The sequence below is a fragment of the Microcoleus sp. B4-D4 genome, assembly GCF_036705185.1.
Classification (GTDB): Bacteria; Cyanobacteriota; Cyanobacteriia; order Cyanobacteriales; family Microcoleaceae; genus Microcoleus.
Window position 1 is genome coordinate 15,461 of the sequence record NZ_JAUBTX010000027.1, and the last position, 14,222, is coordinate 29,682.

The window sequence follows — 14,222 nt, forward strand, 5'->3', positions numbered from 1 at the left end:
CGCTGACTGACAATTGACGGCTAAACCCATCCCCCCTTAACTGGGGGATTTTTGTGTATACAAACTTTGTAGACAAAATGTTGACAGTGTAGACAGTCGCCTGTTATTGTAGACAAATACTGTATACAGGTGTCTACAATGAGTCAAAGTCAAGTCGTATCGTTTAGAGCTTCCGGTCACTTCCTAAACTGGATAGAGGCTCAGAGGTTAGACGGTGAGTCGGTTAATCAAGCTGCACAACGCATTCTCAAGGAAGTGTCAGGCACGTCCACAGCGGTGTCTACACCGTCTACAGCAAGCAACGATTATGTGTCTACACCGTCTACAGATTTGTCTACACGAAACAATGATAGCGTCGTGTCTACAAATACTGTAGACATTGTAGACAAGGCTGTAAGTTCAAAACTTGACCCGGTAATCGAGCGGATGGCCGCCATTGAGGAACGGCTGGGAAAATTGAGAGCCTGAGTGATGGCAACGATGAATCACTCAGGCTTGAATTAAAAGCGGCCAACAAGCAACTTACAGAATGGGACGCAGAACTGAATCAGTTACACGAGCGCAACGGCGATTTGGTTTTGAAGGTGCAGATGTTGGAGCAAGAACTTAAGGAAGCGCAGCGCGATCGGGAAACTAATTTAGCTCCGACCGTCGCGGAGTTGCCAGAGCCGGCAGAGTTGCTTAACCAGTTGAAAGGGCGGCGTAAAAAGTCGAGGGCTGACTTGGCAGATATGGAGGCGGTGTTGGATCTACTGGGGGACAGGGACTGAGTACAGGTCTAAATTGGATACAAAATCATATCCAATTTGTATCCAATTTAGTGTCAATAGGGTGATAGGTGGCTAATTTGTATCCAATTTCTAGTTACCTCAACGCCCTAATGCCTGGTAATTTAGGCAATAAAAAGCCTCAAACCGTTGATTTATCGTTGATTTGAGGCTCATATATTCGTAAGCGGGCAGCGGGAATCGAACCCGCATAGTTAGCTTGGAAGGCAACCAGATAATAAGCTGTATCACTATACAGGTCAAGGGTTCCAGCTTTAACCAAAAATCGAGCCAAGTATTTTGTATCCAATTTGTATCCAAAATTCGCTATCATATCGTCATCGTAATTGGTACATAGGATGACGAATCCCCCTAGCAGGGCAAAAAAAGGGTCAGTGGTTGTTCAAACTTTTCAAGGTAGGCTGCGATTGCAGTTACCTAGGCAACTGTACGATGGCAGTCGCAAATATATGTCCCTAAACTTAGCGGACACCGCCGAAAACTGGAAACTGGCAGAGGCTAAAGCACAGTTGATTGAATCTGATATCAAGTTTGAGCGGTTTGACCCCACGCTCAAAAAGTACAAGTCACAAACTCACTTGACCGTTGTTGAGACAATCAAGCCTAAGCCAGAACTGACACTGACTCAGTTGTTTGAGAGATATTTGGAGTTCAAGAAGCCCACACTCAAGACAACAACGTTCAATTATATGGTGACGGGCATTCAGAGTTATGTTGACCGTTGCCCTTGCCAGCCTCTGTCGGAGGACTGTGCTTTGCAGGTACGCGCGTGGCTGCTAGAAGATACAACCAACAGCATGACAAAACGGGTTTTAACGCATCTCAATGCAGCGGTTAAGTGGGGGATTAAGTTCAAGATTGTGAGGGGCTTAACTGCTTCCCCGTTTGAGGGGATGTCGGCAGAGTTGCCTAAGCACAAATGGGAAAGTGACCCAGAGCCTAATGCTTTTACAGCTCAAGAGAAAGAGCTGGTGTTGGAGGCTTTTAAGAATCACAGAGGGACTTGGAACGGGAGAGGGGAAACCGGGCAAAAGCTTTGTTTTTACTACCCTATGGTGCAATTCTGGCTGCTGACTGGATGCCGTCCGTCCGAGGCTGTGGGGTTGAGGTGGTGTGACGTTGCTCCTGACTTTTCTCACATTGTGTTTAACGGTAGCGTACAACACCCAAGCGGTAAGGAGACAAGGGTTGACGGCAGTAAAAACAACAAGCGGCGTAAATTCCCTTGCAATCAAGAACTGATTCAGTTGTTGAAAAGTATTAAGCCACTAAACCTGACTGACAAGGATAGATTGGTTTTTCCGTCACCGATTAAGGGCGGGGCGATTAATTACAACAATTTCACTAAGCAGGTATGGCATAAGCTGGTTGACCCGATTACCCAAAGCAGTCGGCAAAGTCAACAGGATTGCAAGACAACTACGCCTTATTCTTGTCGGGATACTTTTATCAGCGAACAGGTTGGTAAAGGCGTACCGAGTGCGGTTGTGGCTAAGTGGTGCGACACGTCGGAGAAAGTGATTAATTCTGTGTATTTAGACGGCAAGATTTTAGAGCATTTACGCCCGCTTTGATGCTGTTAATATGTTGATTCTATGGGCAACTTTTGCGAGACAAAACTTTACAGTCGCACCTGTTGACAAGGGATTGTAAGTCTGCAATCGTGAGTAACTAAGGAAGATTGTTGCGCGGTTGCGCGGTGCTAGTAACACCGAACAAACCACGACTTCCCCAAACCGTTCTATTCCAACGTTTGGAACTAAATTATTATGTCACATTCAACTGATTTCCCTAATGGGCGATCGCAATTTTTAACGCAGCCTGCCAGTCTCCCTAGCCCTGATTTTGTCATTGGTGACAAGGTAAGCGACCACTGGATCGACGAGTTCGAGAAAGAATGTATTGAGTTTGGTGAAGTAGTCGGAGTCTGCTGGCATCCCCGCAAGCAAGTTTGGGCTTATCTTGTCGATTGGACAAGCGGACAGGGCCCAGATTTTTGTTATCCCTGTTTTGACGGGCATCTCGTTATCGGTGGTAACTTGAGACTTGACTCGACCGCACCAACCGCACCAACCGCACCAAACACCGCACCAACCGCACCAAACACCGCACCAACCGCACCAAACACCGCACCATTAGTGCACCAGCCTTTCGGCGTTTCGCACCAACCGCACCACCCTGTTTTAGAGGTTTGAAAAAAGCAGGCCAGGAGCGCGTCGTCGCGTGCTTTTCCCTTTAAACCCGACGAGCAAGTTTCATTTCGTTTCTGGTTCGTGTTGAAACAGGAAAACTCACTCGTGACTCCAGAGGTAAAATAACCACATGGATACAATAACGTTTGCAAAAAGAGTCATGTCATTACTGTGCCGTCCTCAACCGAGCGACACGGTGATTTCATTCTTGCGACGTTATAGAAGGATGACATCCCCCGCTCAGTGGCAGCATTGGCAACAGATCTTTTGCGTTGTGAGAGCACAAATACGTGCGTTGCTAAAAACACCGCTCTACGCGACATCTTTGTCGTGCCTGGTATCAGGTCTTTCACTCGTTCATGTTTTTGTCTACGCCGACGCTGGAGAGCTTGCCCTACCCGTCAAAAAGGAACTCCCGAAAACAAAGATTACTCGCGGCCCGCCTAAGCGGTTTATCCCCATACCAGATATCGAAATAGGTGGCTGTGCCCGCAACGACAGCTTAATCGCACCCGCAATCTAACGCGCGGGGCGGTTCCTCCTATGCTCTAAATTTTCCAAAAAACTAAGTAAACACCAAAAAACCGCTGCTCTTCTATTGGAACCAGGATTGCAACGGCTTTTTGGAATCATTCCCGGCTAGAGGTCGGGCAATAATCATGTCTGCACTCAATGATAGCAGCAATTTTTCCTCATTCCTAGTACCAGCTCCTGTCAACCCAAAACACCTCGCCGAGTGGGTTGAAGGTTCAGCCGTATCAGAAGCGATCGCCCGTCTCAATATCGAATCGCTAACCGCCGAAGAACTCAACGAGCGCGTTCGCCCCAAAGAAGCGATTAAAACTGCGGGATGGTGGTGTCGAGGCGTTCAGTGGCGAAACGGTCAACGCGCTGGGAACTTATTCGGTCAAGCGAAACCAGACAGACCGCACCAACCAAAAGATTCTAAGCCGCGCAAATATCTCACTGCCAGCGGGGCAGAGCCTGATGCAATTTTCCTAGCGATGCCTGATAGAGACTATTGGGCAAAGGTTCACGCTGACACATCCATTCCCCGCCACTGGACAGAGGGAGTTAAAAAAGCCGGGGCTGGGTTGAGTATTGAACTCGCAACCATTGCACTTACGGGTGTTTGGAATTGGGGCAAGGACGGAGAGCTGGCTTACTTAGTGAAGGATTGGGCGCAACCCGGAACCGTTCACTACATAGACTTTGACTCTGACTACGCGGGCAACAAATCTTGCCGTGCAGCCATTCTGAAGTTCGCTTACTTGCTGGCAGAGCACGGCTGTGAGGTACGTATCACGGTTTGGGATACCGAGTTTAAGGGGATGGATGATTTCATCAAAGCTAACGGTGCTGACGCTTTCAAGGAAGCCGTGGCGGACGCGCCAACCTTGGTCAAATGGGAAAAACAGCTCAAAAAAAGCGATCGCAAAAATGACGCTTCTAACCCTAATATTTCTTTAACTCCTCACCCGCGCACACATGGGAATGTAGTATCTTTGTCATCTTCTAGTAGTGGAAGTGACTACATCCCAGACACAGCACCTGTCGGAGAGCAAAACTTTGTACTGAAAGCTGAGGAATCTCTTTATTCGGAAGGCCATTGGGTATCTATCGCGGGACTACTTTATCGATTCACTGGCACTCATTACGAATTGCGCTTAGAGGTGGTAGAGAAGCGACGTATTCGAGACTATCTGAGTAATTACGTTGAGATGGTTCGATCAGTCCCTCGCAAGAAATATGCAAATTCTGCAAGCATTAACCAGGTTTATGACTGGGTAATTGCAGGGTTTGCGGTAGATCCAAACACTATTAATCCTGACGGGTTGAATACCCTTAATGGGGTAATTAAAGTCAATCCTGACGGCTCTTACAAGGTAGAGCCACATGATCCAAAAAACATCTATACCTATGTCGGGTGTAAGTATGACCCCACTATTGACCCGGCAGATTGCGATCGCCTTTTAGAATGTTTGGAGCTATCCCAGCGAGAAATTTTCCTGCGGACGGCTGCTGCTGCACTCAACCTAAAACTGGTGCGATCAAAGTTGACGGGGCGGGGTGTAAAAGGCTTGCTCTGCCACGGTGAAGGCTCCAATGGTAAGGACACTTTACGCGCCGTGCTCGCTGCCGTTTATGGGAATGGAATGACTGGAAAGTCTTTGTCTGACTTCAGAGCCTATGATACTGGCCGCAAGTTTAATCTGTCCGGCCTGCTAGGGGGTGTCTGTAACTGGGCTTCAGAGAACACTGCAAAAGTAGACCTAGATAATATTCAGAGTCTCAAGCAGTTCATTACTGGCGACCCAATCGACATTGAGCCCAAAGGTAAGGACAGTCACGAATACAAGCCGATTGCTACTTTCTTTGCTAATTGCAATAAGTTGCCATCCATCACCGGAGGAACCGAGGCGATCGATGGCCGTTACGGAATTCTGAATTTTGAAAAGACTTACGCCAAAAATGCGATCGCTTCTGAGGGGCAATTAGAAGCTGACCCGCGGTTTAAGGATGACGAAAAGTTCATTTTGGAACAGATTGCACCCGCTATGCTCAACAAGATGTTGGAGCGGTGGCCGCTGCTACTTTCCGAGGGTATCGACTACAAAGCAACCAAGGAAGCGATGCAGAAGGCTCAGGAGGAAAGCCGCCACCTCTGGCAGTTTGTCCGTGACGCTGGCATTGAGGTACAATCTGGCGGCCGCATCTACATTAAGGATTTGTGGGAGCGACTGCAAGAGTGGTACGTAGAAACCGGGACACTAGAAATTGAATCGGGCAATGGCGATCGCAAAGATAAGCTGATTTGGCATGACCTACCCAACAAATACGACACACCTGTAAAAGCCACAAATCAAGTGTTTGCAAGGTTTTCAGAGATTTTTCCCAAAATCCAAAAAGTACGGCATACGGAGGGTGGCAGCCTTGATCCACTTAAAGGGCAATTCTATTTGTCTGGAATTGTGCAAACTTTTGCTTCACTTGCTTCACTCTCCCACAGTGACGGGGATACAGCTTCACTCGCTGCTTCACTCGCTAAATCAAGTGAAGCAGCGAGTGAAGCTACAACCATTACTAGCAAAGGAAGTGAAGCAAGTGAAGCAGTTTTCCCAACTATTTTAGACTTTTGCAATTCTTTCTCTAAACTCTCTGTTTCCGACAAGCAAAAACTGGTAGAACTACTCACCGGCACTCCCTGCTCTGACCCGCTAAAAGCATTCAGAGTTGGAGATAAAGTGGCTGGTAACAATCCAGAGGATATGAGCTACAACTGGCACGGCCGCATCGTTGAAATCCACACGAGCATCAGTTGCAAGGTTGACTGGCAAGAGCGAGAAGGTATGAAAGGCGGACGGATAATCTCAATGCTGTTCTGCAACCTACGGAAAATTTAACCGCTGACTGACAATTGACGGCTAAACCCATCCCCCCTTAACTGGGGGATTTTTGTGTATACAAACTTTGTAGACAAAATGTTGACAGTGTAGACAGTCGCCTGTTATTGTAGACAAATACTGTATACAGGTGTCTACAATGAGTCAAAGTCAAGTCGTATCGTTTAGAGCTTCCGGTCACTTCCTAAACTGGATAGAGGCTCAGAGGTTAGACGGTGAGTCGGTTAATCAAGCTGCACAACGCATTCTCAAGGAAGTGTCAGGCACGTCCACAGCGGTGTCTACACCGTCTACAGCAAGCAACGATTATGTGTCTACACCGTCTACAGATTTGTCTACACGAAACAATGATAGCGTCGTGTCTACAAATACTGTAGACATTGTAGACAAGGCTGTAAGTTCAAAACTTGACCCGGTAATCGAGCGGATGGCCGCCATTGAGGAACGGCTGGGAAAATTGAGAGCCTGAGTGATGGCAACGATGAATCACTCAGGCTTGAATTAAAAGCGGCCAACAAGCAACTTACAGAATGGGACGCAGAACTGAATCAGTTACACGAGCGCAACGGCGATTTGGTTTTGAAGGTGCAGATGTTGGAGCAAGAACTTAAGGAAGCGCAGCGCGATCGGGAAACTAATTTAGCTCCGACCGTCGCGGAGTTGCCAGAGCCGGCAGAGTTGCTTAACCAGTTGAAAGGGCGGCGTAAAAAGTCGAGGGCTGACTTGGCAGATATGGAGGCGGTGTTGGATCTACTGGGGGACAGGGACTGAGTACAGGTCTAAATTGGATACAAAATCATATCCAATTTGTATCCAATTTAGTGTCAATAGGGTGATAGGTGGCTAATTTGTATCCAATTTCTAGTTACCTCAACGCCCTAATGCCTGGTAATTTAGGCAATAAAAAGCCTCAAACCGTTGATTTATCGTTGATTTGAGGCTCATATATTCGTAAGCGGGCAGCGGGAATCGAACCCGCATAGTTAGCTTGGAAGGCTAAAGTTTTACCACTAAACTATGCCCGCACACAGAATCCAAATATAACACAAGCTTCTAAAAATTGCAATAGGCCTGTGCAAAATTTTTTAAGTTGTCCCTCCCAAGGGCTAAATCGGGACTTGGAGCCCGATCGCCCAATCAGCTAAAAATCTCCATTTCCAAGGCTACCAAAGGCTTTACGGGTGGAAATAATCGTAGACTTGCTGCGCCAGACGCGGGCCAATCCCAGAAACTTCTGCCAACTGTTCGGGAGTCGCTAAACGCAGATAGTCGATCGACCGAAAATGCGCTAACAACAGTTTTTGTCGGTGGTGTCCCAATCCGGGAATTTCATCAAGGCGCGATCGCTTCATTCTCTGGCTTCTTTGATCCCGGTGAAAACTCACAGCAAATCTGTGCGCCTCATCCCGCACCCGCCGCAATAATTGTACCCCTGGCTGCTCAGAATTAGTTGGCAGCGGCAAAGATTCCCCCGGCAAAAATATCTCCTCTCGCTGCTTAGCCAAACTAACAACCCGCAACTCATCTAGCAAATTCATCTCCCGCAAAACAGCCACAACTGCTGACAGTTGACCTTTGCCACCATCTATCATAATCAAATCCGGTTTGTCAGAAATAGTATGAGAAACCGAAGATAAACTACTGACTTCTTGCCGCAATCCTAAATTACTCAATTCATTTTCATTACTTTGATCCGTTAAATCCCGTACATTGTTCGTTGCCGAACTTTCTTTTTCCTTATTCTTGCGGAATCTCCTGCCGATAACTTCTGCTAAACTCGCAAAATCGTCAGAATGACCCGATTTAATTTCAGGATTCTTAATTTTGTAATGGCGGTAGTGTTGATTGGCCGGCAAACCATCAATAAATACGACGCGGGAAGCTACCGCATCCGAACCTTGGATGTGAGAAATATCGTAACCTTCTATGCGGTGCGGCAGTTCGGGCAAATCGAGCAGTTCTGCTAAATCTTCCATTGCTTGAGAATTGCGATCGCCCAATCTTTGCATTCTTGCCAATTCATACTCAGCATTGCGTTCCACCATCTCAATCAACTCCGCCTTAGTTTGGCGTTGCGGAGTCAAAATTGTCACTTTTCGTCCTTTACGATTAGTCAACCAATCTGCTAATATTTCCGCTTCTGGCAATTCGTACTGCACTGAAATTTCGCTGGGAATTTCTACGGATTCGACATTTTGATAATGTTCCTCCAACACCCGCTGCAAAATTGCCCCGGCATCTACCCCCCCTTCCCCACCTTGCCAAGGGGGAGAGGAAAGAGAAAGTTGAGATAACTCTTGCCCCCCTTTTTCTAGGGATTGAGATAACTCTTGCCCCCCCTTTGCAAGGGGGAGTTGGGCGGGTATTTCTGCAATAAATCCCAGTCTTCCGACTAATTGACCTGCACGAATCTGGAATAATTGAACGCAAGCGTGCTGAGTGCCGGCTGCAAGGGCGATCGCATCTCTAGAAACCGTATCATCCGGTAAAGACACTTTTTGACCAGCACTCAAAGACTGCAAACCCTTAATTTGATCTCGAATTCGCGCCGCAGTTTCAAAGTTTAAATCTTCCGCTGCTTGTTCCATTTGCGGTTCCAGAATATCCAGCAATTCCTGAGTCCTTCCCTGAAAAATCATCGCTACCTTTTGGATGATTTTGCGGTATTCTTCCGGCGAAGTTAGCCCTTGACAAACGCCGACGCAGCGGCCGATGTCGTAGTTCAAACAGGGACGGTCTTTAAACAGCGGCTGAGGGCGCTGTCGCAGGGGGAAAATCCGCTTGATTAAATGCAGCGTACTCCGTAGCGCACCTGTATCGACGTAGGGGCCGTAGTAGCGGTCTTTTGCACTGCTGGCGCGACGTTTGCGGGTGATGAAAATGCGCGGGTATTCTTCCGACCAAGTTATGCACAAATAAGGATATTTTTTATCATCCTTGAGGAGGACATTAAAGTAAGGTTGGTGCTGTTTTACAAGGTTTGCTTCTAATGCTAAAGCTTCCGCTTCTGTGTCGGTGGCGATGAATTCGATTTCCCGCACTTGCTGCACCATCAGTGCGATGCGGGCACTGAGGTTTTGGCTTTCGCGGAAGTAGGAACGGACGCGATTTCGCAGTTTTTTTGATTTACCAATGTAAAGGATGCGATCGCCCTCGTCTCGCATTAAGTATACACCAGGAACTGCCGGAATTTCTTTGAGGCGATTTTCCAAGCGTTCTGCATCTTTAATTAGCGGCAGTGTTTTGGTGGACGGCATATAAATTTGATATTTTCTGACTTATATCTACTATTGTAACGCTGTTATTCAAGTCAAGGGAATTAATCACAAGTCAAAACCGCAGATTTATTATCATCTACCTTATCCAACGGATATTTATCCTTAATAAATTCTTGCAGCAAATCAAAAAAAGTATCAAAAGCCTGACTTTCATCTGTTGAATAAAACAGAATAACTTTAGCCCAAGAAGCGGACGTGTTAACAGCAAATCTCTTTTGCAGCCAAGGCTGAAATTTTGCAAATTCTTCCTCTTGTTCTGTGAACGGGGTTTCGAGCAAATCGCGGGCGTGTTGATAGCCGCACAAGAACATAAATAAGTTGCTGATAGAAGGGGAACCGATGTACATTCCCGGTTTTTTTTGAATGCGATCGAGTAATTCGTAAAGTTTAGTCATTATTTATTCCTCCTTTATGTAAATTGATACAATTAAAAGCTTTCAATTTCTTCGAGAATAAACTGACCGCTCGGACAGTCAAAGTCTTCGATCCATTCTTCTCTAGTCAGTCCGGTTGTTGACAAATTATCAAACACTCGGTTGCGAACCTCAATACCGTAGTGTGTGCCATTCTGAGTAATCGGTGTTCTGCCTTCTTCCCACCGTTGACTAACTATAAAATATCCTCGTCCTACTAACTTTAGTTGAAGATGAGTTCCGTTAATACCGTTTGCTTTTAACCAATTTTTAATAGCTTCAGCACATTCAGCGCACTGCAATAGCTTAAAATTCCTGACAAGCGAGGCTATCTGTTTATAAATTTCTTCGTCAGAAAATTGTGGATTGCTTGGCATTAAATCATATCTCTACTTTACAATATCTGAGATAAAAATTTGCGCGTGCGTTCTTCTTTCGGCTGCTGAAAAAACTCTTCCGGCCCGGCTTCTTCCACTAAAACGCCGCCGTCCATCAATACAATGCGATCGGCTACTTCGCGCGCAAATCCGACTTCGTGAGTTACTACTACCATTGTAATTCCAGTTTCAGCCAAATTTCGCATCACATCTAAAACTTCTCGCACCATTTCTGGATCTAATGCTGATGTTGGTTCGTCAAAAAGCATAATTTTAGGCTGCATTGCTAAAGAACGTGCAATTGCTACCCGTTGCTGCTGTCCGCCAGATAGCTGTCCGGGATATTTTTGTGCTTGTTCCAAAATTCCCACTCTTTCTAACAGTTGCATTGCTGCTTCTTCGGCTTTTTTCTTGGGCCAGCGGCGCACCCATACGGGCGCTAGCATGACGTTTTGCAAGACTGATAGGTGGGGAAACAGGTTGAATTGTTGAAATACCATTCCTACTTCCCGGCGAATTGTCTCGATGTTCCGCAAGTCGTGGGAAAGTTCGATTCCGTCGATCGTTATTTTACCTTGCTGATATGCTTCTAAGGCGTTGAAAGTACGAATAAATGTGGATTTTCCCGAACCGGACGGGCCCATTATGACGACGACTTCGCCTCGGTTTACGTTCATGCTAACGCCTCGCAGTACGTGAAATTTTCCGTACCATTTGTGGACGTTTTCTGCTACGATTACTGTTTCGGGACTTGTGGATTGAGTTTCCATGATTTTTTTATTTGTTAACCGCTGATGAACGCAGATGAACGCTGATAGAGATTTGTGTTTAAAAATTGTCTAATGACTAATGACTAGCCTTCGGCTTCGCGAGCGGCTAAAATGACTGATGACTAGCCTTCGGCTTCGCGAGGGGCTAAAATGACGTTGGACTAATGACTAATGACTTTTTTCGAGACTGCGTTCTAGTTTGCGGCTAGCTAATGACATTGAATAGCAAAATACCCAATAAATTAGGCCGACGAAAATGTAAACTTCGGCGTACCTACCGATGTATGATGGATTTGCTAAAATTGCGCGGGATATTCCGATTAATTCTAACATTCCAAATAGCGCAAGTAGGGATGTATCCATGAATAATCCGATGAATTGACCGCCGATCGCCGGAATGACAGTTCGCAACGCTTGGGGTAGTACAATGAGAATTGTCAGTAGTGGTGTGTTTAGCCCGATCGCCCTTGCCGCTTCTATTTGTCCCCTGGGTACGGCTTGCAAGCCCCCGCGCACGTTTTCTGCCAAGTATGCCGCACTGAATAATGTTAATCCGGCGATCGCCCTTACGACTCTATCTAATTTGGGATATTCCGGCGGCAAAAATAATTGCAGCATCACTTGACCTAAAAACAAAATGCCAATTAATGGCAAACCGCGAACGATTTCAATATATAATGTTGAAAGCAGTTTGACGACTGGCAAAGAACTTTGTCTCCCCAGGGCTAGCAATACTCCCAAGGGAAAGGAAAGCACAATGCTGATTATTGCTAAAAACAGCGTCAACACTAAACCGCCCCAATCATTTGTCGAGACTTCTCTCAAACCTAACCCGCCTTTAATTAGCCACAAAATCAGCGGGAAGGATAAAGCCCAAATTCCTGGCATCCAACCCATGATTTTAGGGTTGATTTGTCTGGCGGTGACGTAGCCTGCAGTGGCTGCGATAATAATTCCTAAGAGATAGAAGCTAGAGGTTTGGTCGATCGGCGAAATTAGCGCACCGACAACCGCAGCAGCGAGTAAAATCAATGTAGGCGCATTCCAAAGTCGTTCTTCCCGCTGAATATTTCCCCAAGTCAAGCCTCCCAACAAAGCAATTATTCCCGCCACTATCCACAGCCGCCAGTAGGAATCGCTGGGAAATCTGCCCGCAAAAAATAGCGGTAAGTTGGCTTCTAATACCCGCCACTGAGCTTTTGTTGTAGCCCAAACGATAATTCCTTTGATAGTTTGGAAACCGACAATCAGACAAACTACTGTAAAAATGCAGTTGTACCAGGTACTAAATAGGTTTTTGCGCGCCCAATTCCAAGGTGTGGGCGATTCGGTGGGGGGAGGCGGTAGTACGGGGGTTTTTTCCATAATTCTTTAGTGGTTAGTCGTTAATTTCTAATTGCACTTATATCTAGCCTTTCTCAGTAACATTAGGTGCTAGGAGTGGGCATTGGGCGGAGCGAAGCGGAGGGATTGGGCCCAGCGAAGCGGAGGGATTGGGCGGAGCGAAGCGGAGGGATTGGGCAAACCTCATTTTATTGAGAACCGCTATACTAAAATTTCTAAAATTTTGACGGCTTTCTAGTTCCTGTTCGTTCGCAAACAAATTAGCAGTTTCAGAATAACTTAATTGAAATGTTTTTAAGACGCTGCTTAAACTGAAGTCACTTTAAGCCATTTGATTTGCCTTATTGTAAGCAAAATTAAGTTTTTATCTTTCCTTGAGTTGTACGGTTTGATTGTACCAATTCATGAATAGAGAAACTATTAAACTAATTGTTAGGTATGTTACCATGATAATTAGCATTGCTTCGATCGCCCGACCGGTCTGATTCAACGTCGGAGAGCCCACCACAAAGTAAACGTCGGGATAAGCAACCGCAACTGCTAAACTTGAATTCTTAGCTAAATTCAAATACTGACTGGTTAAAGGCGGCACTATCACCCGCAAGGCTTGTGGCAAAATTACCATCCGCATCGCGGTTCCCGATTTTAGTCCCAAAGATTTTGCCGCTTCCCACTGGCCTCGGGATACTGACTGAATTCCGGCGCGGACAATTTCTGCAATGTAACTCCCAGTATACAAGCTGAGTCCTGTTACTAAGGCTGCAAATTCTGGAGTTATTTTTAATCCTCCTTGGAGTTGCAATGCTGGTGTCAGGCGGGGAAAATCTAGGCGCAAAGGCAGATTTTTGGTGATAATTAAAGCTACGATCGCACTTAGCCCGATCGCACCTGCCGCCCAAAATAACTGTCTTCCCGGCTTCGCTGTTTCCAGCATCACCCGCCCCCGCCACATCCACAGCCCCGCCGCAGCCAAAACTCCAACAGTTAACAAAATCAACCAAATCTCAAAACCGGGCAAAGGTGCAGGCAAAGGTACAGCAATACCGCGATTGGTCAAGTAAATCGGCCCTTTCATCTGCGGGTTATCTTCCAGTTTTGGCAGGGAAATGAACACTGCGAAATACCAGAAAAATAATTGCAGTAATAACGGCGTGTTTCGCAGAATTTCTACGTACAAAGCAGCCAAATTCCGCAGCAACCAGTTGTCGGAAAGGCGCGCAATTCCTACCGTCACACCCGCAATTGTTGTGAAAACAATCCCCAGGCCCATTACCCGCAACGAGTTGATTAAACCGACAAAATAAGCTTGTCTGTAGGTGTTTTCGGGACTGTAGGGAATTACGCTTTCGCCGATATCGAAGGATGCTTGGGAATTGAGAAAGTCAAATCCAAATTCAATCCCTAGTTGCGCGTAATTGGCGCTGAGATTGTCCCAAAAAATGGCGATGACAGTTATTACTAAAATTAGGGCGATCGCCTGTCCGGCTATTTTCCACAAGCGATCGTCTCGCAGCAGTGTTGATAACTCTTGAAATTTGGATGATTTCTTGGATTGGCCCGGTTGAGGTTCTGTATTCATAATTTTTTAATGTAGAGCGAACTAGACTTGAATTGCATAAATCTTTGATTGATAGATCTACCGCAGGTGCAAAGCAG

At 46.3% G+C, this 14,222-nt stretch carries 14 protein-coding genes and 1 tRNA gene; 8 read left to right on the plus strand and 7 right to left on the minus strand.

The features are described 5' to 3' along the window. The first annotated feature begins 138 nt into the window (after positions 1-138). From QUB13_RS19225 to QUB13_RS19260, 8 genes are all read left to right on the plus strand, one after another. Positions 139-468, plus strand: a complete 330-nt coding sequence (locus QUB13_RS19225; RefSeq protein ID WP_333092840.1) for a hypothetical protein — start codon at positions 139-141, stop codon at positions 466-468. Between the two features lie 122 nt (positions 469-590). Further along, entirely contained in the window at positions 591-770 is a 180-nt protein-coding gene (locus tag QUB13_RS19230; RefSeq protein ID WP_333092839.1) for a hypothetical protein, read from the plus strand. A gap of 392 nt (positions 771-1,162) precedes the next feature. Continuing rightward, on the plus strand, positions 1,163-2,362 hold the full coding sequence (locus QUB13_RS19235; protein WP_333093371.1) for a tyrosine-type recombinase/integrase: 1,200 nt from the start codon (positions 1,163-1,165) through the stop codon (positions 2,360-2,362). Positions 2,363-2,557: 195 nt separating this feature from the next. Beyond that, on the plus strand, positions 2,558-2,983 hold the full coding sequence (locus QUB13_RS19240; protein WP_333093370.1) for a hypothetical protein: 426 nt from the start codon (positions 2,558-2,560) through the stop codon (positions 2,981-2,983). Between the two features lie 157 nt (positions 2,984-3,140). Continuing rightward, entirely contained in the window at positions 3,141-3,503 is a 363-nt protein-coding gene (locus QUB13_RS19245; protein ID WP_333133211.1) for a hypothetical protein, read from the plus strand. Between the two features lie 136 nt (positions 3,504-3,639). Beyond that, entirely contained in the window at positions 3,640-6,384 is a 2,745-nt protein-coding gene (locus tag QUB13_RS19250; protein ID WP_333133209.1) for a DUF3854 domain-containing protein, read from the plus strand. Positions 6,385-6,523: 139 nt separating this feature from the next. Then, positions 6,524-6,853, plus strand: a complete 330-nt coding sequence (locus QUB13_RS19255; RefSeq protein ID WP_333092840.1) for a hypothetical protein — start codon at positions 6,524-6,526, stop codon at positions 6,851-6,853. A gap of 122 nt (positions 6,854-6,975) precedes the next feature. After that, positions 6,976-7,155 carry a hypothetical protein gene (locus tag QUB13_RS19260; RefSeq protein ID WP_333092839.1) on the plus strand — a complete coding sequence of 60 codons (180 nt, stop codon included), beginning with the start codon at positions 6,976-6,978 and terminating at the stop codon, positions 7,153-7,155. Positions 7,156-7,338: 183 nt separating this feature from the next. On the opposite strand, the gene QUB13_RS19265 is transcribed toward QUB13_RS19260, so the two are convergent. The 7 genes from QUB13_RS19265 to QUB13_RS19295 all read right to left on the minus strand — a co-directional run bounded on the left by QUB13_RS19265 (position 7,339) and on the right by QUB13_RS19295 (position 14,145). After that, positions 7,339-7,409, minus strand: a tRNA-Gly gene (locus QUB13_RS19265). A 150-nt stretch (positions 7,410-7,559) separates the two neighbouring features. Further along, entirely contained in the window at positions 7,560-9,641 is a 2,082-nt protein-coding gene (uvrC, locus tag QUB13_RS19270; protein WP_333383530.1) for an excinuclease ABC subunit UvrC, read from the minus strand. A 62-nt stretch (positions 9,642-9,703) separates the two neighbouring features. Further along, positions 9,704-10,057, minus strand: coding sequence for a hypothetical protein (locus QUB13_RS19275; RefSeq protein WP_333383532.1), 354 nt, complete (start codon positions 10,055-10,057; stop codon positions 9,704-9,706). Positions 10,058-10,089: 32 nt separating this feature from the next. Next, complete coding sequence (locus QUB13_RS19280) at positions 10,090-10,452, minus strand: papain fold toxin domain-containing protein (protein WP_333383535.1); 363 nt, start codon at positions 10,450-10,452, stop codon at positions 10,090-10,092. Between the two features lie 17 nt (positions 10,453-10,469). Further along, entirely contained in the window at positions 10,470-11,222 is a 753-nt protein-coding gene (locus QUB13_RS19285) for an amino acid ABC transporter ATP-binding protein (RefSeq protein ID WP_333383538.1), read from the minus strand. A 168-nt stretch (positions 11,223-11,390) separates the two neighbouring features. After that, a complete protein-coding gene (locus tag QUB13_RS19290) occupies positions 11,391-12,587 on the minus strand; it encodes an amino acid ABC transporter permease (RefSeq protein WP_333383541.1) in 1,197 nt (398 codons plus the stop codon). 343 nt (positions 12,588-12,930) lie between these two features. Further along, positions 12,931-14,145 (minus strand): amino acid ABC transporter permease, encoded by a 1,215-nt coding sequence (locus tag QUB13_RS19295; protein ID WP_333383544.1) that lies wholly within the window; start codon positions 14,143-14,145, stop codon positions 12,931-12,933. Positions 14,146-14,222 lie beyond the last annotated feature (77 nt).

Coding starts and splice junctions, on each gene's coding strand:
- QUB13_RS19240 (WP_333093370.1), top strand. CDS start 2,558: ATGTCACATTCAACTGATTTCCCTAATGGGCGATCGCAATTTTTAACG.
- QUB13_RS19260 (WP_333092839.1), top strand. CDS start 6,976: ATGTTGGAGCAAGAACTTAAGGAAGCGCAGCGCGATCGGGAAACTAAT.
- QUB13_RS19295 (WP_333383544.1), bottom strand. CDS start 14,145: ATGAATACAGAACCTCAACCGGGCCAATCCAAGAAATCATCCAAATTT.
- QUB13_RS19290 (WP_333383541.1), bottom strand. CDS start 12,587: ATGGAAAAAACCCCCGTACTACCGCCTCCCCCCACCGAATCGCCCACA.
- QUB13_RS19245 (WP_333133211.1), top strand. CDS start 3,141: ATGTCATTACTGTGCCGTCCTCAACCGAGCGACACGGTGATTTCATTC.
- QUB13_RS19255 (WP_333092840.1), top strand. CDS start 6,524: ATGAGTCAAAGTCAAGTCGTATCGTTTAGAGCTTCCGGTCACTTCCTA.
- uvrC (WP_333383530.1), bottom strand. CDS start 9,641: ATGCCGTCCACCAAAACACTGCCGCTAATTAAAGATGCAGAACGCTTG.
- QUB13_RS19230 (WP_333092839.1), top strand. CDS start 591: ATGTTGGAGCAAGAACTTAAGGAAGCGCAGCGCGATCGGGAAACTAAT.
- QUB13_RS19275 (WP_333383532.1), bottom strand. CDS start 10,057: ATGACTAAACTTTACGAATTACTCGATCGCATTCAAAAAAAACCGGGA.
- QUB13_RS19285 (WP_333383538.1), bottom strand. CDS start 11,222: ATGGAAACTCAATCCACAAGTCCCGAAACAGTAATCGTAGCAGAAAAC.
- QUB13_RS19250 (WP_333133209.1), top strand. CDS start 3,640: ATGTCTGCACTCAATGATAGCAGCAATTTTTCCTCATTCCTAGTACCA.
- QUB13_RS19225 (WP_333092840.1), top strand. CDS start 139: ATGAGTCAAAGTCAAGTCGTATCGTTTAGAGCTTCCGGTCACTTCCTA.
- QUB13_RS19280 (WP_333383535.1), bottom strand. CDS start 10,452: ATGCCAAGCAATCCACAATTTTCTGACGAAGAAATTTATAAACAGATA.